The organism is Mesorhizobium sp. ESP6-5, from assembly GCF_020164695.1.
In the GTDB taxonomy this organism is placed as follows: Bacteria; Pseudomonadota; Alphaproteobacteria; order Rhizobiales; family Rhizobiaceae; genus Mesorhizobium; species Mesorhizobium australicum.
Genome location: NZ_JAIUGR010000006.1, coordinates 286,442 through 309,102, shown reverse-complemented (window position 1 = coordinate 309,102; position 22,661 = coordinate 286,442). Strand labels below are relative to the sequence as shown.

The following is a 22,661-nucleotide window of genomic DNA, read 5'->3' as shown; positions in this document are numbered from 1 at the left end:
TTGCATTGTTCCCTCGAATGCAACCAGACGGCGAGGGCTCAAAATGACGATCAGCACACTTCTCGTTATCATCCTGATCCTGATCCTGATCGGCGCTGTGCCGGCATGGCCGCATTCGCGCTCCTGGGGCTACGGACCATCGGGCATTGTCGGCGTCATCCTGGTCGTGGTGCTGATCCTGCTTGTGCTGGGCAGGATCTGACCGGCAACGATTTCGCCGCCGGACCTTACCGAGCGCAGCCGTTCTCACCTGCCAGCAAGCTCGATCAGGCGGCCTGGCGACGGGTGGGCGCGACGGCGATGCCGATATCCTGCAAGGCTTTGTTCACCGCCTGATCGAGCGGCGTATGCGGGATTTCGCCGATGATGCCTGCCAGCCGCGTCGAGGCCAGCCGGTGCGGCTCGAAGCGCAGGTATGACATCGAGACGATCTCGCGCCACATTGCCACGAACGGGCTGCCGGCGCGCAGCACCCACCAGGCCATCGCGCTCATCATCAGCGGCCGGCCGAGTGCCTTCTCGGCGGCGGCCTTGATCTCCAGATCGGTGACGGCATGGCCGGGAAAGTTCAGCGCCTCGTAGGAGCCGAGTTTGTCGAGGTTGCGCGCGAGCGCCACGAAGCCGACGGCGAAATCCGGCAAATAGGCCCATTCATGCACGAGGTCGGCCGGGCCGGGCGCGGTGTAGATGCCCTTGTTGATCTTGGCGGCGACGACCAGGTCGAACCACGAGCCGCTGCCGGTGCCGCCGAAGAAGTCGCCGGCCCGCAGAACAATGGTGCGCACCCGTCCGGCCTCGGCCTCACGGCGGAACAGATCCTCCATGGCACAGCGGATGCGGCCCTTCTCTGTCGTCGGGTGGAACGGCGTGTCTTCCGTGATCACCGCCGGCATGGGCGAGCCGTAATTGTAGACCGTGCCGGGGAAGAGATGCTGCGCATCGTTGGCATGGCAGGCGGCCATGACATTTTCGGCCATTGGCACGCATTTGCCCCAGTCGGTGTAGATCGGGTTGAGGCCGTTGAAGATGATGTCGACGCCCTCGGTGGCCTGGATCAGCGATTGACGGTCCAGCGCATCGCCGGCAACCGCCGTGGCGCCCTCAAGCTCGGCCGGCACCATGCCGGTACGGGTGACGGCGCGGACGTCGAAGCCGGCGTCGATGAAGGCCTTGGCAACCACGCGACCGAGCCGGCCATTGGCGCCGAGAATTGCGATCTTGGTCATTCTTCGTCTCCTTATTTGTTTTCAAGTGCGGGGTTTGCCTAGAAGCGACGGGACGAGCCCGCTGCTTCTGGATTTTCGAGGACCACCGTTCAGCGGCTGCCGAAGAGGTCGCGGTTGCTGCCCTGGACGACAGGCTTCTGATTGGTCGCCTCGGATTTGCTGATCGACGAGGTGGTCACATTGTCGGTGGTGGCGACGGTCTGGCTGGCATTGTCCGAGCCGAACTTGTTGCTGCCGGCGAAAGCCGTGTTGGCGGCGATGAAGAGGGCGGCGGTTGCGATTGCGATCTTGGTCATTGGATTACTCCTGATTGGTTGTTGCAGTCGGTATCGGTGTTTGCAGGGTGAATATGATTGCTTCATCGATGAATTAAAATTGACTGCGAATGCAGGTTTGATATTCATTATTGAATGGACGACATTGACTGGAACCTGATCAAGAGCTTTGTCACCGTGGCGGAAACCGGCAGCCTGTCGGCCGCGGCGCGAAAGCTGTCGGCAAGCCAGCCGACGCTTGGCCGTCACATCGGGGAGTTGGAACAGGCGCTCGGCGTCACGCTTTTCCGGCGCGGGCGAAGCGGCTATGCGCTGACCGAAGCGGGAGCCACGCTGTTCGAGCGCGGCAAGACGGTGAGCGAGCAGGCAAGCGCCTTTTCACGGCTCGCGCTGGGTTCGGTCGAGGCGATCGAAGGCACTGTGCGCATCGCGGCCAGTGAGGTGGTAGCGGCCTATGTGCTGCCCGACATGATGGCGCGGCTCGGCGTCGACGAGCCCGGCATCGAGGTCGAGATCGTTGCCTCGAACCAGGTCGAGAACCTGCTGCGCAGGGATGCCGACATTGCCATCCGCATGGTCAAGCCGGCGCAGAACGAACTGGTGGCGCGCAAGGTCTGCGATATCGCACTCTGCGCCTGCGCGGCCATATCCTATCTCGACAAGTGCGGGCGCCCGGTGGGGCCGGCCGACCTCGTCAATCACGCCCTGATCGGCTTCGATCGCAGCGACGAGATGATCCGGGCCTTTTCCCAGTATGGCATCCCGGTCACCCGAAACAGCTTTCGTTTCAGGGCCGACAATCAGATCGTGCTTTGGGAAGCCGTGCGGGCGGGAAACGGCGTTGGTCTTGGCCAGGAGCCGCTGGCAGACCGCGATTCGCTGGTGGAGAAGGTGTTGCCCGGCCTGCCCTTGCCTGCCCTGCCGGTATGGCTGGCCATGCATCGCGACGTGCGCACCAGCGTGCGCATCCGCCGCGTGGCTGATTTTCTCCACGAGGAATTGAAACGTTATTCGGCGGGGGCGGCATCCGGAGCGAATTCGGCGCGGTGAGCCAATCCGGCCATCAGCAAGACGACGATCAGCAGAGCCGACATGGCGATGAAGATCGGGCCGAAGCTGGAATGCTCGGCGACGAAGCCGATCGCCGACGGCGCCACCAGAATGCCGGAATAGCCCATGGTGGTGACGACGCTCATGCCGGTGCCCGAGGACATGCCCTCCTGGTTGCCGCCGGCGGAAAAGATGATCGGCACCATGTTGGCGATGCCGAAGCCGCAAAGCGCAAAGGCTGATATGGCGAGCCAAGGCGAAGGCGACAGGCCGGCGATCAGCATGCCGGCGGCCGCGACGATGGCCGAACCGCGCAGTGTCATCACCGCGCCGAAGCGGTTGCGGACGCCATCGCCGAAAAAGCGCATGATCGCCATGACGCCGGAGAAGGCGGCATAGGCAAGACCGGCGACGGCGAGGTCGGCGCCGAGTTCCTGCCGCAGATACAGCGCCGCCCAATCGAGCACCGCGCCCTCTGAAATCATCGTCAACAGGGCCATCAGGCCGATGAGGTAGACCAATGGGTTTGCCGGCAGAGCGAATTTATGATGCTCGACCGCCTGCGGTTTGTTTTCGGCCACGATGTGGGGCACCGCCGCCGCGATTGCCGCGAAGGCAAGCACGGTCACCACCGCGGCATGGGCGAGGTGGCCATAGGTCTGGATGGCGAAGCCGCCGAGGGCGCCGCCGGCGAAACCGCCGAGGCTCCAGAAGCCGTGCGACGAGGACATGATGGCGCGCCCCAGCCGCCGTTCCACCACCACCGCATTCGCATTCATGGCGACATCCATGCCGCCGATGGAGCCGCCGAATATGAACATGGCGATGGCCGCCAGCGGCACGTCGGGTGCCAGCGCCACGACCAGCAGGCCGAGGCTGCCGCACAGGCCGAACCAGCGCAGCACGGTGCGCGAGCCGTGTTTGGAGATCAGGTGGCCGCACCATGTCATGGCGGTGACCGCGCCGGCGCCGAACAAAAGGATCAGCAGGCCGAGCGTGAATTTCGAGATGTCCAGCCGGGTCAGGAAGACAGGAATCTGCGGCGCCCAGCTGCCGGTCAGGAAACCATTGGCGAGGAAAATGGCCGCCACGGCCCATCGCCCGCGAATGGCAGTCTGCATGGCGTTCGAAGCGTTCATGGCACGAATCCGGTCAGAAAATGGCTTTGCGCGGCAAATTAGATCGATTCAATTTTCAGTCAAGCGCTGTTGTGGGAAAGCATTTGGGCTAAACGGGCTCAGTGGTCCTTGGGGCGCCGTGCTTCGAATTCCGCCTTCTTGGCGTCCGAAGCCTCTATCTGGTTGAGCGCCTGCCATTGCGCATAGGGCATGCCGTAGACGATCTCGCGCGATTGCTCTTTGCCGAGCTCGACGCCTTCGGCATTGGCTGCTTCGCGGTACCAGTTCGACAGGCAGTTGCGGCAGAAGCCGGCGAGGTTCATCAGATCGATGTTCTGCACGTCGCCCCGTTCACGCAAATGCTCGACCAGTCGCCGAAAGGCGGCGGCCTCGAAGTCGCGCTTCTGTTCGTTGCTGAGTTCGGTCATCGAAACCTCCGTCATAGCGGCCCGGTGCGCGAGCCGAACATCTTTACCGCATGTATATCGGGACGGCGGTCGATCGCGTCAACGATCGGTGCGAGCCGCCCGGCCCAGGCGACAATGCCCTTCTGGTCCGCTATCAGATCCTGGCGGATTTCGATCAGCGCGTGGGCATAGCCATTGACGATGGCGTGCCTGAACATGGTGTCGCCGCGCAACGCGCCATCATACGGTTCGTTGTCGCCAACCACGAGTTGTTTGTCCTCGGCCAGCATATCGATCAGCGGTCGCGCCACCCGGTCGTCCTTGTCCCACAGGATACCGACATGCCACGGACGTTGCTTGCCCTGCATGGCAGGGGTGAAGGAATGCACCGAGAAGATGAAAGGCGCTTGCCCTGAAGCCTGCGCGACTGACGCAATCATGGCGCCGACCGCGTCGTGATAAGGGCGGTAGAAGCGATCGAGCCGCCTTTCGCGTTCCTCCTGCGCCAGGGGATAATTTCCGGGAATGATGGTGCCGTCGTAAAGCTGGCGAATGAGTGTTGGATCGTCCTCGCCTCGGTTGGGGTCGATCAGCAGCCGCGAGAAATTGGCGAGCACCGCCGGCGCATTGAGCAGGGCCGCCAGTTCGCGCGTCACCGCTTCGACGCCAATGTCATAGGCGATATGGCGGTCGAATTCGGCCGCCGGCAGCCCCAGGCTGCCATATTCTTCCGGCAGGTCGCGGCGGGCGTGATCCGCCAGAAGCACGATGCCTCGCTTGCGGTCGCCCTCGACGATGTCGAAGGGCGCGAAAACTGTGGATCGGGTCATTGGCGGAAAATGGTCGTTCGCTGGCGTTCGGGGAGGATGCTATCGTCATTCCACGAAGACGACGTGTACGCAATGCCGTTGTTTAGCCAAGGTTTCCCGGGAAATCTGGCACGGGGCGACGGTCGTGCGCCGGGAGCCTTCCTAAATCGATTGGAATTGGTCAAAACGGCGCGTTGACATGCGCCCGGACTTTTCCGAAAAGGGGCGCAGAGAGATGCTGATGTGGTTCTTGAGGGGTTTTAGGATGGGTTCCGACGGCGGGCAGCGCGCGCGCTTTGCCTTAGCCATGCCGCTCCTGACGCTCGCCGTGGGACTGTCAGCGATGGTCACAGCTTCACCGGCGCGCGCCGACTTTCGCGTCTGCAACGCCACGCAGAACCTGGTCGGCGTCGGTATCGGCTATCGGGCCAAGGCCGGCTGGATCACCGAGGGCTGGTGGCACATCGAGGGATCGAGTTGCAAGACGTTGATCGAAGGACCGCTGTCATCAAGGTTTTACTATCTTTATGCAGAAGACGCCGAGCGCGGTGGACGCTGGGACGGCCCGATCAACATGTGCGTGGCTGAAAAAGAGTTCAAGATTGCCGGCGTAAGCGACTGCGTCGCCAGGGGCTTCCAGCGCGCCGGATTCCAGGAATATGACACGGGCGAGCAGGCAAGCTGGATGGTCCAGCTCACCGACGAGCCCGCAACGGGAGGCGCTCCAGCCGCCCCGGGAACGAACAGTCAATGAGACGTAGCCGCAAGGTCAAGATCCTAGCCACAATCGGTCCGGCATCTTCCTCCGAGGAGATGCTGAAAAAGCTGTTCGAAGCCGGCGCCGATGTGTTCCGCATCAATATGAGCCATACCGATCATGAGCTGATGCGCACGCTGGTCGCCCGCATCCGCGCGGTCGAGGAAAGAGTTGGCAGGCCGATCGGCATCCTGGCCGACCTGCAGGGCCCGAAGCTGCGCGTCGGCAAGTTCGCCAATGGCAAGGAAGTCTTGACGCTGGGCCAGACATTCACCCTCGACGACAATCCCGAGCCCGGCACCTCGACAAGGGTCTACCTGCCGCATCCTGAAATCCTGAGCTCGGTCGAGGCTGGCCATCGCCTCCTGATCGACGACGGCAAGCTCGAACTGAAGGCGGTAAAGAGCGACGGCAAGTCGATCGTCTGCACCGTTATTGCCGGCACCACCATTTCCGACAAGAAGGGCGTCAGCCTGCCCGATACCGACCTGCCGGTCGGCGCGCTGACCGAGAAGGACCGCAAGGATCTCGACGCGGTGCTCGCCACGGGCGTCGACTGGGTCGCGCTGTCCTTCGTGCAGCGGCCGGAAGATCTGGCCGAGGCGCGCAAGATCGCCCGTGGCCGGGCGCTGATCATGGCCAAGATCGAAAAACCGCAGGCCGTGGCCCGGCTGGCCGAGATCATCGAACTGTCCGACGCGCTGATGGTCGCCCGCGGCGATCTCGGCGTCGAAATGCCGTTGGAGGCGGTGCCCGGCATCCAGAAGCAGATCACGCGCGCCGCGCGCCGCGCCGGCAAGCCGGTGGTGGTCGCCACGCAGATGCTGGAATCGATGATCACCGCCCCTGTGCCGACCCGCGCCGAAGTGTCCGACGTTTCGATCGCCGTCTTCGAAGGCGCTGACGCGATCATGCTGTCGGCGGAATCGGCAGCGGGCGCTTATCCGGTCGAGGCGGTGGCGATGATGAACCGCATCGCCGCCAAGGTCGAAACCGATCCGACGTATGCCGGCATTATCAACGCGCAACGCTCCGAGCCGGAAGCGACCGGCGCCGATGCCATTTCGCTGGCCGCCCGCGAAATCGCCGAAACGCTGAAACTGTCGGCGATCATCACCTACACGGCATCGGGCACCACCGGCCTGCGCGCCGCGCGCGAGCGTCCCCAGGTGCCGATCATCGCGTTGTCGCCGATCCTCAACACGGCGCGACGGTTGTCGCTTTTATGGGGCACGCATTGCGTCGTCTCGCCCGACGCCACCGATCTCGACGACATGGTCAACCGCGCCTGCCGCATCGCGCTGGAAGAAGACTTCGGCAAGCCGGGCGACCGGGTCATCATCACCGCAGGCGTGCCGCTGCGGACTCCGGGATCGACCAACATGCTGCGCATCGCCTATGTCGGATCGGAAACAGCCGGCCGGTAGTCGGCCCCCAGCGTCGTTGCAGTCCTGAGCGCTCTTACCGCGGCTTCCGCGTGGTTTTTTCGCTGGAGGAACCGTCGCGCGCGAGGAATGGGGTCATGCAGATACTGATCCGGGCCGAGCATCTTTCGCCGGTTGAGTTCGGTCTTATCGAGCAGATCGAAATCCACTTTCGCAATCGTGCAACGCCATCCGGCGTTGCGCGAAGCCCAGCTTCTTTCATGGTGTTCGAGCAACCGCTCTCGGGCGCAATAGCCATGATAGTCGAAAGCGATCAGGCCGTTCGTCACATAGATATGGTTTCCTGAAAAGCCTTCGTCAGGAATGATCCGTTCGCCGTAAAATCCCTCCAAAGGCGGATGCTTGAGGAAGGTGCCGGCGAGAATGGCGCATGCGCCGTGACCGAAGAAGATGCGATCCGGCAGCGCCCATCGCTTTTCCGGATTTCTCTTTATGCCGTGTTTCAGGACGTACATGCCGCTCTGATCCCAATGGCGGGCTGCGGTGGCCGTTTTCGGATGGCACGCATCAGGTCGGCGCGAGCTCCGCTTCAGGTTCTTTGATGTCGGCGCATTTGCCCGTGCCATACGTGTCGCCGGCAATCCGTGCCTCCACCGTCCTGGCGATTGCTTCCAGATCGATATCCTTGCCGCCGACTTTCTCGATGGCGCCGACGACGAGGTCGGAAGCGATCCAGTCCGGCTTATGACCGAGATTATGCACCCAGACGAGCTCGGCACCCGGGATGTCGCGCACCAGGCCGACGGAGTGGATCCGGGCATAGACGACCTTGTCGCGGTCGCCGGAGATGACCACGGTCGGGGCCGTGATCTCTTTGTAGTGCGGTGCGGCGGCGAGCGCATAGCGATAGAGGCCGGCAACGTCGGTGGCGTTGGCGCGAAAGGCCGACGGCCTCAGCACCAGCGGGATCGAGGTTGCGGCGAGATAATTGTCGGGCACCTTGTTGGGTGAGAAGACGCAGGTCGTGGCGTCCGCCATCCACAGCGTCCCGGCAGGATAGGTCAGCGTCTCGGAAAACAGCCGGCCGATCACCGGGATGGTGGTCAGGTCGTAGTACCAGGACGTCGCGCCGCCCGGCCAGGGATGGGTCGCCGGCGCCAGGAAGACCAGCCCGAGCGTCTTGTCCGCATGCTCGCGGCCGAAAGCCGCCGTCACCACGCCGCCGAAGGAATGGCCGACGATGATTGCCTTCTTGATGCCGAGACGGTCCATCAGGGCGGCGATGGTTGCGGCTTGCGCCGATGGGTCCTCATTGTTGCCTGGACCGCGGCCGGACCAGCCAAAACCAGGCCGGTCGAAGAACAGCATTTCGGCGCGGCCTTCAAGCAGCGGCCTGAGTGGCAGCATCTGGTCTTTCAAATTGGCGCTGGCGCCATGGATGAAGACGATCGGCGGCAGATCCGCACTGGCTGGGGCGGGGAGGTGGACGTAGTGGATGCGGGCACCGTCGATGTCGGCGAACGCCCCGACCGAAGGACCGCGGCGCTCGATCAGCCACGAGCCGGCGCGGGTGACGCCGACCAGGGCAAGGACAAGCGCCATCAGGAAGGCGAGCGCGGCATAGATCAGGTTCATGCAGGGATATACGGGGATGGAGGGGGATAAGTTGTGGGGTAGGCAGTAGGGCTGGCTCCAGCGCCAGCGCCTAATGGCTATTTCCTGATCTATCAAATGCCTTCGCCGGCAAGCTCTTCCGACAGGGTCGCGACCTGGTTCTGGGCGCTGCGCATCATCGGGTAGATGGCCAGCACCTTCTGCCAGGCCTCGAGCGCCGATTGCTTGTGGCCGGTCTCGGCCATGATCTGGGCCAGGCCCGACAGCGCGCCAAAATGGCGTGGCTCGAGCTGCAGCGTGCGGTCGATGTCGGCCATCGACTTGCCGTAGTTCTTCATCATGAAATGCACGGTGGCGCGACGGTTCCAGCCTTCGGCGTAGCTAGGCTGCAAGGTCACCACCTGGTCCAGGAAATCGAGCGCGACGTCGAATTTCTGATCATTCATCGCTTTTTGCGACCACTGCATCATCAGGTCGATCGAGGCGCTGCCGGACTGGAACCATTCGTTCCAGATGCTGCCGGCAATGCGCTCGGCGGCCTTTTCGTTGCGCTCGCGCTTCAGGTCGGAGAACAATTTGTCGAGCCGGGCCTGTTTCGTCATGGGCGTAACCGGAGTGTCCGGAGCCGCTGGCTGGGCATCGGCGGGCGCCGGCTGACCATCCGCGGCCGCCACCGCGATCGGCCGATCACCGGCTTGGGCCGGCAGGGAGACGACGCCGGAAACCAGCAAAGTCGTCAAGGATACAAAAAGAATCCGCATCGCCCGAGTTTAATCCCGGGCGGCGGAACATCAAAGTGATTTTAGCGTGGGAAGGTCGGCTGGCCGACAAGCATCAGTGGGCGGAGACGAAAAAGCCTCCGGCCGAAAACTCAACCCTGGCGCGCCTTGTAGCGCGGGGCGGTCTTGTTGATGATGTAAACGCGGCCCTTGCGGCGAACCAGCTGGTTGTCGCGGTGACGCGCCTTCAACGCCTTGAGCGAATTCTTGATCTTCATGGTCTTGCCTGTCGGTCTGGACCCGGTTCGGGGTCGAATTTTTAAGGCGCGCCAGAAGACGCGCCTTTTGAACGGTGGGTGGCTCATAAACGAGGAGACTTGCCCATGTCAACCGTAAGTCAACCGCAAGCGCGCTCCGCGTCCCGATATCATCAAATATCCGCCATGTCGGCCCCGTGGCATTGCGCGGCCATGAGCCGGCTGGGATGATGTCGTTTATCTCAAGCGATTTGGGGACAAAGATGCGCCGAATACTCCTCTCCTCTCTCGTCGTCCTGGCGGCGAGCTCGGCTGCCCGAGGGCAGGAATGCGACCGCTCCGACGACAGTCAGCAGATGATGAATATCTGTGCCGGCGAGGATTATCAGGCGGCCGACGCCAGGCTCAATGCGGCCTATCAGGCGCTGATCGGCTCCGATGATGCCGATGGCAAGAGATTGCTTCAGGTGGCACAACGCGCCTGGATCAGCTTCCGGGATGCCGAATGCGCGCATAACACCGCCGCCAGCCAGGGCGGGTCCATCCATGCGATGGAGGTCTCGCAATGCCTGACCAGGCTGACCAATGATCGCATCAAGCAGCTCGCCGCCTCCGCCAATTGCGAGGAAGGCGATGCAAGTTGCGCCAGCCCCGACGCGGACAGCGACGAGGTGCAATAGGCGTGTCTGGTATCAGCCGCGGCGGCTGATGCGGGTGAAATGACCCATCTTGCGACCGGGCCGGGCCTCGGCCTTGCCGTAGAGGTGCAGCATCAGGTCGGGCTCGGCGAGCAAGGCGGGAACGCGCAGCACGTCGTCGCCGATCAGGTTCTCCATCACGCAATCGGAATGACGGTTCGAGCTTCCCAATGGCAGGCCGGCAATGGCGCGGATATGCTGCTCGAACTGCGAAACGATGCAGGCGGCTTCGGTCCAATGGCCGGAATTGTGGACGCGGGGCGCGATCTCGTTGGCCAGCAGGGAGCCGTCGGCCAGTACGAAGAACTCGACTCCGATGACGCCGACATAGTCGAGCGCCGACAGGATTTTCGTCGCCGCGTCTTTCGCGTCCCGCGCGGTTGCCGGCGCAACGCCGGCCGGCAAGGTCGATGTGCGCAGAATACCGTCGCGGTGCACATTCCAGGCTGGATCGTAGGCGGCGACAGTGCCGTCCAGCCCTCGCGCGGCGATGACGGAAATCTCGCGCTCGAACTGCACGAAGCTTTCCAGGATCAGCGGCACATTGCCCATCCCCTCGCAGGTGCCGGCGAAACCGCCGGCTTCCATGTTGCGGAAGACGCGCTGGCCCTTGCCGTCGTAACCCATTCGCCGCGTCTTCAGGATGCCGCTGCCGCCGAAGGCCTTCAGCGCCGCCGCCAGCTCGTCGTCGGTGTCGACTTGATGGAACGCGGCGGTGGCGATGCCGATGCCGTTGAGGAATGTCTTTTCGCTCACCCGGTCCTGTGCAACGTCGAGCGCGCGCGGCGGCGGATAGACCGGCACTTTGGCGGCAAGCGCGGTTGCGGCGGCGACCGGCACGTTCTCGAACTCGTAGGTGACGACGGCGCTTGCCGCCGCCAGTTCGGCAAGTGCTGCCGGATCGTGATAGGCAGCCGTAATCTGCCGGTTTGCGACCTGTGCCGCCGGGCAATCCGGTTGAGGCTCCAGCACGATGGTGCGGTAGCCGAGCCGGGCGGCGGCCATTGCCAGCATGCGGCCAAGCTGGCCGCCGCCAATGATGCCGATGGTCGATCCGGCGGGCAGGCTCACGGCGTATCCGTCGGTTCGGCCGCGACCTTGGCGGTCTGCGAGGCGCGCCAGGCATCGAGGCGCTGGGCAAGCTTGTCGTCGTTGAGCGCCAGCACGGCGGCGGCCAGCAGGGCCGCGTTGGCCGCACCAGCCTTGCCGATGGCCAGCGTTCCCACAGGAATGCCGGCCGGCATCTGGACGATCGACAGCAGCGAATCCTGGCCCGACAGCGCCTTCGATTCCACCGGCACGCCGAACACCGGCAGTGGTGTCATCGCCGCCGTCATGCCGGGCAGATGCGCGGCACCGCCGGCGCCGGCGATGATGACCTTGTAGCCGGCGGCCTTGGCGCCTTTGGCGAATTCGTAGAGCCGGTCGGGCGTGCGGTGCGCCGAGATGATCAGCCGTTTGTGGGGCACACCAAGCGCCTCCAGCGTCTCCGCTGCCTGGCGCATCGTCGCCCAATCGGATTGGCTGCCCATGATGATGGCGACGTCGGCGCGTTGATCGTCCAAGCTTCTGCTCCCCGGCGACAAAGGCGCGCCTTAGCGGAATTCGCGCGGGGCCGCAAGGATTTCAGGCCATCGGCGAGATGCCGACGGCCATATTCCGGCTCATGCCGCCGCCTTGCGGAAGCGAGCGACGAAGTCGTCGAGCTCGGGGCGCTCCATGTCGGAGATCGCCCAATAGGAGAAGGCGCCGTCGCTCCAGTGCACCATCGAAAAGCCGCCGGAGGAAAGATCGTCCGGCTGGGTGGTCTTGCCGCCCTGCTGCGGTTCGGCGACCAACGTGATCAGGTGCTCGCGGTGGCGGTAGACCAGTGCCGGTACCGGCCGGCCTGATATCACCTCGACCCGGCCGCCGATGAGGGCAAAGCCCTCCTGGGCAAGGTCCGGCGCCGGCGGCGAGACGCCGATGCGGGCGTCGAGCCACGGTTTGACCGTATGGCGGTCGGAGGAGACGATGTCGATCGGGCTCGCGGCGAGCAGGCTGCGGCGATGGCCGCTGGCGACGGCCGCGGCCAAGCCGTCTTCGGCGCCGTTGAACATTACCCATTGCGTCGCGCCGCTGGCCAGCACCGCGCTGATCATGATCGATGCCGCCATGGCGCGCCAGTCGAACCCGAAGCGGCTTGCCCTCGGCGATCTCCGCGCCAGCGAAGGACGCGTCCCGGCTTCACGCCGCTGGCCGACGCCAGCGCCGGCAATCAAGCCCGGCAGCGCCGACGGCGTGCCGCGCTGCGGCTCTGCTGCCTCGGCTGTCGCCGGCTGCTCGGTGCTGGCCATGCCGATCGCCGCGATGCGGGCCCGAAAGGCGTCGCTCACGTCGGGGCGCGGCAGGCGGCTGACCGCGCCTCGCAAGGCAAGGATGCGGGCATGTTCGGCGGCAAGCCGGGGATCGGCGGCGATGCGACGCTCCACCGCAAGGGCCGCCGCCGCATCAAGCTCGCCATCAACAAGGGCGTGGATCATCAGTCTGACACCTTCGGGATCATTGGGCAGTCCATCGTCATGGCCGGTCATGGCGCTCTCCCCAGTTCGGACGCCAGCAGGCCGCGGGCGCGGGCCAGCCTGGACATCACCGTACCCATCGGCACGTCGAGCATGGCCGCTATCTCGCGATAGCTGAGGCCGTTAATGTCGCGCAGCACCAGCGTTTCGCGAAACGGCTGCGGCAGGGCAGCGATCGCCGCCTCCAGTGCCGCCGTGTCGGCCTTGGCAATCAGGCTCGCCTCCGGGCCGTCCTCGTCCGGCAGGCTGGTGCCATGGGCCGCCGCCATGTCGTCGAGATCGCCGAGGTCGCCGACGGCCATCATGCCGCGCGGCCGGTTGCGCGCCATCCAGGTGTAGGAGGTGTTGCGCACGATGGTCAGCAGCCAGGCACGGGCATTGCCGCCGGCGTAGCCTGATATGCCGGCATGCGCCTTGATGCAGGCGTCCTGAACGACATCCTCGGCGTCGGCGGCATTGCCGGTCAGCCAGCGGGCAAGCGCCAGCGCATCGCCGAGATGCGGCAGCACTACGTCGTTGAAACGCTCTGCCAGGGCCCTGTCGCTCAAAGCAGCACCATGATCCCCTCCGGAGCGGACAGGCCGTGCCGCCTCAAGATGCGAAAGCGATTTTGCCTGGCTTGCAGGAGCAAAGCCTCCGGAAACGGGCAAAGTCGTCCGCCTTGCTGAAAGTGAATTCATCTGCGTCACCAGTGTCAAGCGCTATGAAAAGAAGGGGCGCCATGAAAAGGAGGGGCGCCATGGAGAAGGGACTGATGACGATCATGCTCGGCAGCGCATGACGGCGGCTGACGCCGCAGCCGTGTTCGCTGTGCTCGCGCTGATGGGGCATGCCAGTCTCCTCACGCCAGCCGTGGCGTATGTCGAGGAGACTTGTTGAAGAGACGATTTATTCCCGCGTGGGCAAATCCGGCTGTTCACAGTCGCGTGATCAGCCGATGCCGTCGGCGTGCTCGGTTAGCGATCAATCCGGCCAGCGCAAGACGCCCGACGAATCCTTGCGGGCGACCTTCATCGCGTCGGCCGGGCGCTCCTTCGCCGTCAGCACGGCGCGCAGACGTTCGGCGACAATCTCCGCCTCGCCGGGGTGAAGGTTGCAGGGGTCGAGGAAGAAATGGCCGCGCTCGACCTCGTGGTTGCGCACGATGATCGGCGGCGAGCCGGCGGCAAGGGCCGAGGCAAGACCGGCGGCGGTGAAGCGGCTCTCCGGCGTGACGAATATCTGCAGCCGGTCGAGCGGATTGGCGGTGGGGTCGGGAATGATGATGGCGGCGATGCCGGGCAGTCCCTGCAGCGCGTCCTTCCACAGGTTCAGTGCTGCTTCCTCGCGCCGGCGGATGCCGGCATGGTCGCGCTTCTCCCAGGCTTCGAGTGCCGCCATGGTGCCGGCGATGCTTTCCTTGCCGACCTTCATGGCGCGCGCAACGCCGCGGTTCTGCAGATAGGCGGCCCGCACCAGATCCTTGCGGCCGGTGACGATGCCGCTGGTCGGCCCGCTCAGGAATTTATGGCCGCTGTAGATGACGACATCGGCGCCGCGCGCCAGAAAACCGCGCAGATCATACTCGGACGCGGCGTCGACGATCACCGGCACGCCCTTGGCGTGGCAGATATCGCAGAATTCCTCCAGCGACAGCATGCCGTATTGCACCGTGTGGTGGGCCACGACGTAGAGGGCCGCCGCCGTGCGCTCGTTGATCGCCTCGCTTACATGATAGTCCTGGGTCACGCTGACCGTGCCGGCGGGCACCACCCTGGCGCCGGCGACGCGGACCGACTGGTCGATCGGGGCGCCGTAATTGACGATGTGGCCGAGCTGGATGACGACCTCCGACTTGAGGTCGCCAGTGTCGTCGGGCAGGCGCTCGATGGCGAGCAGGCTGGTTCCGGTCATCGCACCGGCGATCGCCATGGTGATGCCGCTGGCGCAGCAGGCGGTGATGAAGCCGGCCTCGCCGCCGGTGAGGCGTGCGACGACCGTGCTCGCGGCGCGCTGCAGATCGTCCATTTCCACCCATTGCGAGGCCATTTCAGCCATGGCGGAGATCGCTTCCGGGACGATGATCGAGGCGCCGAGCGCGGTCATGGTGCCCGAGACGTTGATGATCGGCCGCAATCCCAGCCGTTCGCGGATGGTGGTGTTGGAGCCGGTGTCGGAAGAGGTTTTCATGTGAGCTAATCCCGTGGGTGGCAGGTCAGGCGGCGATCTCGACGACCGCTTCGATTTCGACGGTGATGTTTCCAGGCAGCGAGCCGACGCCGATCGCCGAGCGGGCATGGCCGCCGATCTTGTCGAAGACATCGGCGAACAGGTCCGAGCAGCCATTGACCACTTTCGGGTGGTCGCTGAAGGTCGGCGTCGCGTTGACGAAGCCGAGCAGCTTGACGACGCGTACGATACGGCCGAGATCGCCGGCGGCGGCATGCATGACGGCAAGCAGGTTGAGCCCGGTCAGCCGGGCATGCTGATAGGCCTGCTCGACCGTCACGTCCTCGCCCACCTTGCCGGTGCAGAGCGTGCCGTCGGCGCGCAGGGGCCCCTGGCCGGAGAGGAAGATCAGCCGCCCGCTCTCGGCATGGGTGACGAAGTTGGCGATCGGCGTCGGCGGCTCGGGCAACGTCAGGCCGAGTTCGGCGAGCCTGATATAAGGCGTCATGGATGAAGGCTCCTTGGGCGGCTTTGGCCGCCTGAGTTTAGAAATGCGAGGCTCGGAAGCGCGCCAGGAAAGTACGGAGGCGTTCGTTGCTGGTCTCCGCCGCGAGGATCTCCTTCGGCGGCCCGACGGCGCTGACGCCGCCATCGGCCATGAAGACGATGCGGCTAGAAGCGTCGCGGGCAAAGGCCATTTCGTGGGTTACCATCAGCATGGTCATGCCATCCTCGGCGAGGCTGCGCACCACGGCCAGCACCTCGCCGACGAGTTCGGGATCGAGCGCGGAGGTGATCTCGTCGAGCAGCAGGATCTTCGGTTCCATGGCCACGGCGCGGGCTATGCCGACGCGCTGCTGCTGGCCGCCGGAGAGTTCGGCCGGCAGGCTGTCGGCCTTGTGGCCAAGGCCGACGCGCCCGAGCCAGTGTTCGGCGATCGATCGTGCCTCGGCGTCCTTTTTTCCGCGCACCTTGGTCAGACCCAGCATGATGTTGCCGGCCGCCGTCAGGTGAGGGAACAGGTTGAAGCTCTGGAACACCATGCCGGTCTCGGCGCGCATGGCGGCAAGATCGCGCTCGCTGCGGCGCTGACGCGTTCCGGCCTCGCGAAAACCGACCTCCTTGCCGTCGATGCGGATCGAGCCGCTGTCGTAGCTCTCCAGGAAGTTGACGCAGCGCAGCAGCGTGGTCTTGCCGCTGCCGGAAGGGCCGATGACGGTCACCACCTCGCCGCGCTTCACCTGAAGGCTGACGGAGCGCAGCACCTCGACGGCGCCGAAGGCCTTGGAGACATCGCGCACGTCGAGCAGTGCCGGACTGGCGTTTGGGGCTTCGGACATCGTTGCTATTCCCGGATGAAGGAGAAACGCCGCTCGAGCCGCCGGCTGGCGAGCGAGAGTGCGTAGTTGACCGCGAAATAGAGGAGCGCGCCCAGTATATAGAGCGGCATCGCTTCATAGGTGCGGCCGATGACCTGATTGATGGCCTGCATCAAATCGGTGATGCCGAGCAGCGACACCAGCGCGCTGCCCTTGACCGCGTCGGTGACGCCATTGATCCAGGGCGGCAGGAAGCGCCTGAAGGCCTGCGGAAAGATGACGTAGGTGAGCCTCTGGCGAAAGGTCAACCCGATCGCCATCGCGGCTTCGGACTGTCCCTTCGGGATCGAGCCGACCGCGCCCCTGAGGTATTCGATGACCTGCGCCGTCTTGAACAGGGTGAGCGCGGACACCGCGGCCCAGAACGATGGCAGATGCAGCCCGATCGCCGGCAGGCCGTAATAGACGAAGAACATCAGCACCAGGATCGGAATGCCGCGAATGGTGTCCGAGAAGATGCGCACCGCCCAGCGCAAAGGGGCGGGACCATAGATCAGGCCGACGCCCAGCAGGACGCCGGCGATAAGCGACAGCACCACCACCAGCAGCGAGACCCACAAGGTCACGGCGAAGCCCTGGGCAAGGAAGGGCAGTGCGTAGAGGATCTGGCTCAGCATGTCAGCGCGCCGCCCTGAACCGGCGCTCGACGAGCCGCAGCCCGAAAAGCAGCGCATAGCCGGTTACCAGATACATCGCCGTCGTGACCAGGTAGACCTCGACGATGCGGAATGTGTTGAAGTTGATCCATTGGGCGCCGAAGGTGAGTTCGGGCACCGAGATGACCGAGGCGATCGAGGTGTCCTTGAACAGCGAGATGAAGGTGTTGGAGAGCGCCGGCAGCGTGATGCGCAGCATGGTCGGCAGGCGCACGTGCAACAGCCTCTGCCACGGGGTCAGGCCGATCGCCTTGCCGGCGTCGAGCTGGCCGCGCGGGACAGCCTCGAGCCCGGAGCGAAACACCTCGACCAGATAGGCGCCGCTATAGACCGACAGGGTCAATACAAACGAGGTTGGTGCGCTGTAGGCCAGGTCGACCACGGTCGGCAGGCCGTAGAAGACGAGATAAACCAGCAGGATCAGCGGCACATTGCGGATGAATTCGACATAGGCGGCGATCACCGCCCGCACCACGCGTCCGGCCGAGACGTACCAGACAGCGAGCACCAGCCCGATGACAACGCCGATGGCGATCGAGATCACGGCAAGCTCGAGGCTGAGCAGCAGGCCGCCCCAGAGCTTGTCGAAATGCCGCCAGATCAGGTTGAAATTGAGGGCATAGCCCATGCATCCGCCTCGGTGTGAAGGACGTCGAGTCGATAACGGAAGGGCGACAACGCCACCCTTCCGCAATCCGGGATCAGATGACCGGGAAGCCGGGGTGACGCGCCGGCGGCTCCTGGCCGAAATAGTCCTTGAAGGCGGCGTCGTAGAGCGCCGATTCATGGCCGAACATGGCGATGGTGAAAGTCTGGTTGACGAAGGTCAGCCAGTCCAAATCGCCTTGCCGCAGTGCGGCGCCGTAAAGCATCGAATACCAGCTCTTGCCGGCATCGAAATACTTGTCGGGATTGCGCGAGGCGAGCCAGCGCACGGTGGACAGGTCGACCGCGGCGGCGTCGGCGCGCTTGGACTCCAACGCCTGCAGCACGTTCGCCTGGGTGTCGATCTGCAACACCTGGGCCTGCGGCAGAGCGTAGTGGACGGAACTTTCGGCGTCGACATTCTGCAGGATGGAAATGCGTGTCGCCGAACCACCGGCCAGCAGCTTGTCGAAGGTCTTGTTCTCGGCGGTCGGCAGGGTCAGCAAGGCAACGCCTTCGACATAGTAGGGCCGGGAGAAATTGATCAGTTGCGAGCGCTGCGCCGTCATGGTCATGAACTGAATGGTGATGTCGACCTTGTTGGTGGTCACGTTGGGAATGCGCTGGGCCGGATCCTGCATGACGAACTCGACCTTGGTCGGGTCGTCGAAAAGGCCCTTGGCGAGAATGCGGCCCATGGTGATATCCATGCCGACCAGTTCGCCGGCATCGTTCTCGAAATGCCAGGGCGCGTTGGTGCTGCCGGTCCCGACAATCAGCTTGCCTCTGTCGAGCACGGTGCGCAGCAGGCTGTCGGATGCGGCCTGTGCGGCGGCCTTCTGCGCATCGACGGCTGCCAGCACGCCGGCCGTGGCAAGTCCCGCCATTCCCAATTTCAGAAAATCACGTCTTCCGGATGTGTCGTTCACGGCGACCTCCTTTCGTGTTGTGTTCCCCTATGCACAGCCCATACACGCGGCAGTGATTATCAAAGATTGTCTCTTACAAGAGACGCATGTATCCTGTACAAGACAGATACTAGCACCGGGAATCGACAATGCAAGATGGTAGTGTTTTGGCTGCTTCGGCCGACGAGAAGGCGCCGGGGTCCCGTGAAAAGGGCCTCAACCGGGTCCTGGAGATCCTGGAGTTCCTTCACATGACGCAGCGTGCGATCGGGATTGGCGATCTCGCCAAGGGCGTCAATGCGCCGCGTTCGACCACCTACACGCTGGTGCGGTCGCTGGTCGACGCCGGCCTTCTGGAAATGGCCGGCGACGGCAATCGCGTCTATTTCGGCAAGAAGCTCTACCTCTACGGGATGGACTATGTGCGCGGCAACGACCTGTTGCGGCGCGGGCGACAGGAGGTCGACCATCTGTCGCGCGAGACGGGCGAGACCTCGGAATTGTGCATGCTGCAGAGCGGCCGCTACACGATCGTCCATTCCAGCCCTGGTAGCAGGCCGTTCCGCATCAGTTCGGCCACCGGCCTGCAGATACCGCTGCCCTGGACCGCGTCTGGACGGCTATTGCTTGCGGGGCTGGATAGAGCCGCGATCGAAGCCATGGTGTCTGATGACGATCTCGTGCTGCCTGACGGGCGCAAGCTGCGGCTCGACGATTTCATCGCGGACATCGCAAAGGCAGGGGTGACCGGCTACTGCGTCACCTCGGGCCTGGTCGACGCTTACACGAAATGCCTTGCCGTGCCGGTCTTTTCAGCGCCAGGCAAGGTCGAGGCGACGATGTGCCTGGTGGTTCCGATCGATACGTCGGAGGAGCGGACCGCCGATCTCATCGGCCTGCTGCGCGGCCGCGCCGCCGGGCTCTCGATCGGCGCATAGGCGGAAAGTGCCGGCGGCGCGATTCCGTCTCAGGCGATGATGTCTGGAATGATCCTGTCTTCCAGCTTCATCAGTCGGTCCTTGAGGAACAGCTTCTTCTTTTTCATGCGCTGGATCTGCAGCGGGTCGCAATTCATGGCGATCATCGCGTTGATCGCGGCATCGAAATCGGCGTGTTCCTGCTTCAGCCGGGAAAATTCGAGGCGAGTATCGGCCTGTTCCTGATCGGACATTCTCTACCGTCTGCACGTCTGCGGCGCCCAAAACTGGGCCTGGTTGGGCGGGGGCGGCAATTTCTGCCACCGGCGCGCAGCCCATATCACATTTCACGTTGTCGTGGAATGCTACCACGCAGCATTCGACATCGCTGCTCGATGGTGGCACACTGTCATTGTGCCGTCACAGATACGACCTGCGGTGGACGTGCCTTGGCGGCTGCAATCGAGGAAACCATGAAAGGGAGAACCAATCATGTCTCTTGCATCCCATCTTGATGAGTTGCAGCGGAAACACGGCGACATCGAACGCGAAATCGATGACGCGATGAATCACCCGTCGGTTGATGACCTCGAAATCGGGAATCTCAAGCGACGCAAGCTGGCACTCAAGGATGCGATTGAGAAACTGAGGGCGCAACCAACCACGCATTGATCCTCACCTGACATAGCCGCTCACCACTGGCGGTCTTCCTTGCCGGCGGCGCCAGCCGCCGGTGCAGTGATTGCGATTTTCAGCGCTGCACCATAAGCGGAAACTAATATCCTTCGGACCCATCTTGCCCGCTTGGCCGCTGCCAGCTCGTGTGCTGTTTCAGGTCCCGGCCGGGACCAATTGCTGCCAGTGGCGACCTGTCGCCATTGACAAGCCATCTTTGCTCCTCCACCTCATGCCGGACTTCAACGCATCGGCCCCGGCTTGTGCGTCCAGGTGGACGCACGCGCTTCAGAGAGACGCATAGCGCTCCAGAGACAAAAGGCTGCCGGCATGACCGGATATTTTTCTTCTCCCTTCCCCCGCCGCACCTCGGTCGGCGTCGATGTCGGCGGCGTGGTCGTCGGCGGCGGCGCGCCGGTGGTCGTTCAGTCGATGACCAACACCGACACGGCCGATATCGACCAGACAGTCGCGCAGGTCGCGGCGCTGCACCGCGCCGGCTCCGAGATCGTGCGCATCACCGTCGACCGCGATGAAAGTGCCGCCGCCGTGCCGCGCATTCATGAGCGGCTGCAGCGGCTTGGCATCAACGTGCCGCTGGTCGGCGATTTCCACTATATCGGACATAAGCTCCTGGCCGATCATCCGGCTTGCGCCGAGGCGCTGGCCAAGTACCGCATCAATCCCGGCAATGTCGGCTTCAAGGATAAGAAGGACCGGCAGTTCGCGGCGATCGTCGAGATGGCGATCAAACATGACAAGCCGGTGCGCATCGGCGTTAACTGGGGCTCGCTTGACCAGGAGCTTCTGACGCGGCTGATGGACGACAACCAGGACAAGGGTTTCCCGCTGACGGCGCAGGAAGTGACGCGCGAGGCAATCGTGCAGTCGGCGATCCTGTCGGCCGAGATGGCCGAGGAAATTGGTCTTGGCCGCGAAAAAATCATCCTGTCGGCCAAGGTCAGCGGCGTGCAGGACCTGATCGCCGTCTACACCGAGCTTGCGACCCGTTCCAACCATGCGCTGCATCTCGGCCTCACCGAGGCCGGCATGGGCTCCAAAGGCATCGTCGCGTCTTCCGCGGCCATGGGCATCCTCTTGCAGCAAGGCATTGGCGATACCATCCGCATCTCGCTGACGCCGGAGCCCAATGGCGATCGCACCCGCGAGGTGCAGGTGTCGCAGGAACTGCTGCAGACCATGGGTTTCCGGCAGTTCGTGCCGATCGTCGCGGCCTGCCCGGGCTGCGGCCGCACCACCTCCACCGTGTTCCAGGAACTGGCGCAGAACATCCAGGCGGACCTGCGCAAGAACATGCCGGTGTGGCGGGAGAAATACCCGGGCGTCGAGAACCTCAAGGTCGCCGTGATGGGGTGCATCGTCAACGGTCCCGGTGAATCCAAGCATGCCGATATCGGCATTTCGCTGCCCGGCACCGGCGAGACGCCGACCGCGCCGGTCTTCGTCGACGGCAAGAAGGCGGCGACGCTGCGCGGGCCGTCGATCGCGGCGGATTTCGAGAAAATGGTCGCCGACTATATTGACCAGCGCTTCGGTCGGGGCGGCAAAGCCGCGGCAGAGTAAACCAGATGCGGCGTTTCCCGTGGGCGGCGCTGATATTCCTGTGTGGTATGGCCTGGTCGACGCTTGCCCAGGCCGATCCACCGCAATCGGCCAAGCAGCGGCTGATCGACAAGGTCTGTAACCTGATCCAGGCGCATGCCGACCAGAACGGCCTGCCCCGGGATTTCTTCGCCCGCCTGATCTGGAAGGAAAGCCGGTTCGATCCCAACGCCGTGAGCCCTGTCGGCGCCGAAGGCATTGCCCAGTTCATGCCGGGCACCGCCAAGATGCGGGGGCTGGAAAATTCCTTCGACATCAACCAGGCAATTCCGGCGTCGGCCAGATATCTCGCCGAAATGAAGGCCGGCTATGGCAATCTCGGTCTGGCGGCCGCTGCCTACAATGCCGGCGAGAGCCGGGTGTCGCGCTGGCTGAATTCCGGTGGCTTCCTGCCGATGGAGACGGAAAGCTATGTCTTCGACGTGATGGGCGAGCCGGTCGACAAGTTCACCGACCGGGCCTATGCCGGCAAAGTCGAGCCACTCGACGCCAAGCTGGATTTCGCGGTCGCCTGCCGCAAGCTGCCGGTGATCATGTCCAGAACCGTGGCGATGGCCTCAATCAACATCAAGCCATGGGGCATTCAGGTGGCGGGCAATTTCCGCCGCAGCGCCGCGATCAGCCAATGGCTCAGGGTACGGGGCCGTTTTCCGGCCCTGCTTGCCGGGCATGATCCGGTGGTCAGCCGAGTGCGTACGCCGATCGGCCGGCGCGGCATCTACGCGGTCCGGATCGGCGTCGACGACCGCGCCGCCGCCAATGTCATCTGCCAGAAACTGCAAAGCATCGGTGGCGCCTGCGTGGTGGTGCGCAACCGGTAGCCGAGGAGGGTTG

Annotated in this window: 30 protein-coding genes; 9 read left to right on the top strand and 21 right to left on the bottom strand. The window is 64.0% G+C overall.

The features are described from left to right. The first annotated feature begins 43 nt into the window (after positions 1–43). Positions 44–202, top strand: coding sequence for a DUF3309 family protein (locus tag LB524_RS12625; RefSeq protein ID WP_015315312.1), 159 nt, complete (start codon positions 44–46; stop codon positions 200–202). A 64-nt stretch (positions 203–266) separates the two neighbouring features. On the opposite strand, the gene LB524_RS12620 is transcribed toward LB524_RS12625, so the two are convergent. After that, positions 267–1,226: an SDR family oxidoreductase gene (locus LB524_RS12620; RefSeq protein ID WP_224526660.1), complete on the bottom strand. Its 960-nt coding sequence runs from the start codon at positions 1,224–1,226 to the stop codon at positions 267–269. 89 nt (positions 1,227–1,315) lie between these two features. Further along, a complete protein-coding gene (locus LB524_RS12615) occupies positions 1,316–1,522 on the bottom strand; it encodes a DUF680 domain-containing protein (RefSeq protein WP_224526658.1) in 207 nt (68 codons plus the stop codon). Positions 1,523–1,636: 114 nt separating this feature from the next. Between LB524_RS12615 and LB524_RS12610 the strand changes: the two genes are divergently transcribed. After that, the gene (locus LB524_RS12610) at positions 1,637–2,551 is read left to right on the top strand and encodes a LysR family transcriptional regulator (RefSeq protein ID WP_224526655.1); all 915 of its coding nucleotides are present in this window, start codon (positions 1,637–1,639) and stop codon (positions 2,549–2,551) included. Here LB524_RS12610 and LB524_RS12605 read toward each other — a convergent pair. The 3 genes from LB524_RS12605 to LB524_RS12595 form a co-directional block, all read right to left on the bottom strand. Then, positions 2,509–3,690, bottom strand: a complete 1,182-nt coding sequence (locus LB524_RS12605) for an MFS transporter (RefSeq protein ID WP_015315316.1) — start codon at positions 3,688–3,690, stop codon at positions 2,509–2,511. The genes LB524_RS12610 and LB524_RS12605 overlap by 43 nt on opposite strands. A 98-nt stretch (positions 3,691–3,788) precedes the next feature. Beyond that, on the bottom strand, positions 3,789–4,097 hold the full coding sequence (locus LB524_RS12600) for a DUF1244 domain-containing protein (protein WP_015315317.1): 309 nt from the start codon (positions 4,095–4,097) through the stop codon (positions 3,789–3,791). A gap of 11 nt (positions 4,098–4,108) precedes the next feature. Beyond that, a complete protein-coding gene (locus tag LB524_RS12595) occupies positions 4,109–4,906 on the bottom strand; it encodes an N-formylglutamate amidohydrolase (protein ID WP_140720053.1) in 798 nt (265 codons plus the stop codon). Positions 4,907–5,192: 286 nt separating this feature from the next. On the opposite strand from LB524_RS12595, the gene LB524_RS12590 reads away from it, so the two are divergent. Both LB524_RS12590 and pyk read left to right on the top strand, forming a co-directional pair. Continuing rightward, positions 5,193–5,639, top strand: a complete 447-nt coding sequence (locus tag LB524_RS12590; RefSeq protein WP_174361986.1) for a DUF1036 domain-containing protein — start codon at positions 5,193–5,195, stop codon at positions 5,637–5,639. Next, the gene (pyk, locus tag LB524_RS12585) at positions 5,636–7,069 is read left to right on the top strand and encodes a pyruvate kinase (RefSeq protein WP_140616672.1); all 1,434 of its coding nucleotides are present in this window, start codon (positions 5,636–5,638) and stop codon (positions 7,067–7,069) included. Before LB524_RS12590 ends, pyk begins: the two co-directional genes overlap by 4 nt. On the opposite strand, the gene LB524_RS12580 is transcribed toward pyk, so the two are convergent. The 4 genes from LB524_RS12580 to ykgO all read right to left on the bottom strand — a co-directional run bounded on the left by LB524_RS12580 (position 7,039) and on the right by ykgO (position 9,638). Continuing rightward, entirely contained in the window at positions 7,039–7,542 is a 504-nt protein-coding gene (locus LB524_RS12580) for a hypothetical protein (protein WP_140616892.1), read from the bottom strand. The genes pyk and LB524_RS12580 overlap by 31 nt on opposite strands. 52 nt (positions 7,543–7,594) lie before the next feature. Next, positions 7,595–8,662: an alpha/beta fold hydrolase gene (locus LB524_RS12575; protein ID WP_140874821.1), complete on the bottom strand. Its 1,068-nt coding sequence runs from the start codon at positions 8,660–8,662 to the stop codon at positions 7,595–7,597. A 92-nt stretch (positions 8,663–8,754) separates the two neighbouring features. Next, complete coding sequence (locus LB524_RS12570; RefSeq protein ID WP_140822522.1) at positions 8,755–9,402, bottom strand: tetratricopeptide repeat protein; 648 nt, start codon at positions 9,400–9,402, stop codon at positions 8,755–8,757. A 110-nt stretch (positions 9,403–9,512) separates the two neighbouring features. After that, positions 9,513–9,638, bottom strand: a complete 126-nt coding sequence (gene ykgO / locus LB524_RS12565; RefSeq protein WP_006327841.1) for a type B 50S ribosomal protein L36 — start codon at positions 9,636–9,638, stop codon at positions 9,513–9,515. Positions 9,639–9,880: 242 nt separating this feature from the next. Here ykgO and LB524_RS12560 point away from each other — a divergent pair, with 242 nt between their 5' ends. Then, positions 9,881–10,297, top strand: a complete 417-nt coding sequence (locus tag LB524_RS12560) for a lysozyme inhibitor LprI family protein (protein ID WP_224526652.1) — start codon at positions 9,881–9,883, stop codon at positions 10,295–10,297. A 12-nt stretch (positions 10,298–10,309) separates the two neighbouring features. Here LB524_RS12560 and LB524_RS12555 read toward each other — a convergent pair whose 3' ends face one another. From LB524_RS12555 to LB524_RS12505, 11 genes are all read right to left on the bottom strand, one after another. Then, the gene (locus LB524_RS12555) at positions 10,310–11,386 is read right to left on the bottom strand and encodes a 5-(carboxyamino)imidazole ribonucleotide synthase (RefSeq protein WP_224526649.1); all 1,077 of its coding nucleotides are present in this window, start codon (positions 11,384–11,386) and stop codon (positions 10,310–10,312) included. Further along, positions 11,383–11,880, bottom strand: coding sequence for a 5-(carboxyamino)imidazole ribonucleotide mutase (purE, locus tag LB524_RS12550; RefSeq protein WP_023773946.1), 498 nt, complete (start codon positions 11,878–11,880; stop codon positions 11,383–11,385). Before purE ends, LB524_RS12555 begins: the two co-directional genes overlap by 4 nt. 99 nt (positions 11,881–11,979) lie before the next feature. Next, positions 11,980–12,888 (bottom strand): anti-sigma factor family protein, encoded by a 909-nt coding sequence (locus tag LB524_RS12545; RefSeq protein ID WP_224526646.1) that lies wholly within the window; start codon positions 12,886–12,888, stop codon positions 11,980–11,982. Continuing rightward, the gene (locus tag LB524_RS12540) at positions 12,885–13,424 is read right to left on the bottom strand and encodes a sigma-70 family RNA polymerase sigma factor (RefSeq protein ID WP_224526642.1); all 540 of its coding nucleotides are present in this window, start codon (positions 13,422–13,424) and stop codon (positions 12,885–12,887) included. The genes LB524_RS12545 and LB524_RS12540 overlap by 4 nt, the downstream gene beginning before the upstream one ends. Positions 13,425–13,467: 43 nt before the next feature. Then, entirely contained in the window at positions 13,468–13,707 is a 240-nt protein-coding gene (locus LB524_RS12535) for a hypothetical protein (protein ID WP_224526639.1), read from the bottom strand. Positions 13,708–13,839: 132 nt separating this feature from the next. Continuing rightward, complete coding sequence (locus tag LB524_RS12530) at positions 13,840–15,045, bottom strand: aminotransferase class V-fold PLP-dependent enzyme (protein ID WP_140662709.1); 1,206 nt, start codon at positions 15,043–15,045, stop codon at positions 13,840–13,842. A gap of 25 nt (positions 15,046–15,070) precedes the next feature. Continuing rightward, entirely contained in the window at positions 15,071–15,532 is a 462-nt protein-coding gene (locus LB524_RS12525; RefSeq protein WP_015315331.1) for a RidA family protein, read from the bottom strand. 37 nt (positions 15,533–15,569) lie between these two features. Then, positions 15,570–16,364, bottom strand: a complete 795-nt coding sequence (locus LB524_RS12520; protein ID WP_015315332.1) for an amino acid ABC transporter ATP-binding protein — start codon at positions 16,362–16,364, stop codon at positions 15,570–15,572. Between the two features lie 5 nt (positions 16,365–16,369). Then, positions 16,370–17,020 (bottom strand): amino acid ABC transporter permease, encoded by a 651-nt coding sequence (locus LB524_RS12515; RefSeq protein ID WP_015315333.1) that lies wholly within the window; start codon positions 17,018–17,020, stop codon positions 16,370–16,372. A gap of 1 nt (position 17,021) precedes the next feature. Then, the gene (locus LB524_RS12510; RefSeq protein WP_015315334.1) at positions 17,022–17,687 is read right to left on the bottom strand and encodes an amino acid ABC transporter permease; all 666 of its coding nucleotides are present in this window, start codon (positions 17,685–17,687) and stop codon (positions 17,022–17,024) included. A 73-nt stretch (positions 17,688–17,760) separates the two neighbouring features. Further along, positions 17,761–18,591 (bottom strand): transporter substrate-binding domain-containing protein, encoded by an 831-nt coding sequence (locus tag LB524_RS12505; RefSeq protein ID WP_174361987.1) that lies wholly within the window; start codon positions 18,589–18,591, stop codon positions 17,761–17,763. 170 nt (positions 18,592–18,761) lie between these two features. Between LB524_RS12505 and LB524_RS12500 the strand changes: the two genes are divergently transcribed. Next, positions 18,762–19,550, top strand: coding sequence for an IclR family transcriptional regulator (locus LB524_RS12500; RefSeq protein WP_140616682.1), 789 nt, complete (start codon positions 18,762–18,764; stop codon positions 19,548–19,550). Positions 19,551–19,579: 29 nt separating this feature from the next. Here LB524_RS12500 and LB524_RS12495 read toward each other — a convergent pair whose 3' ends face one another. Continuing rightward, positions 19,580–19,783, bottom strand: coding sequence for a YdcH family protein (locus LB524_RS12495; RefSeq protein ID WP_015315337.1), 204 nt, complete (start codon positions 19,781–19,783; stop codon positions 19,580–19,582). Positions 19,784–20,021: 238 nt separating this feature from the next. On the opposite strand from LB524_RS12495, the gene LB524_RS12490 reads away from it, so the two are divergent. From LB524_RS12490 to LB524_RS12480, 3 genes are all read left to right on the top strand, one after another. Next, positions 20,022–20,201 (top strand): YdcH family protein, encoded by a 180-nt coding sequence (locus LB524_RS12490; protein ID WP_015315338.1) that lies wholly within the window; start codon positions 20,022–20,024, stop codon positions 20,199–20,201. 333 nt (positions 20,202–20,534) lie between these two features. Next, a complete protein-coding gene (gene ispG, locus LB524_RS12485) occupies positions 20,535–21,788 on the top strand; it encodes a flavodoxin-dependent (E)-4-hydroxy-3-methylbut-2-enyl-diphosphate synthase (protein ID WP_140616683.1) in 1,254 nt (417 codons plus the stop codon). A gap of 5 nt (positions 21,789–21,793) precedes the next feature. Next, positions 21,794–22,648, top strand: a complete 855-nt coding sequence (locus LB524_RS12480; protein ID WP_015315340.1) for a lytic transglycosylase domain-containing protein — start codon at positions 21,794–21,796, stop codon at positions 22,646–22,648. The last annotated feature ends 13 nt before the right edge of the window (positions 22,649–22,661 follow it).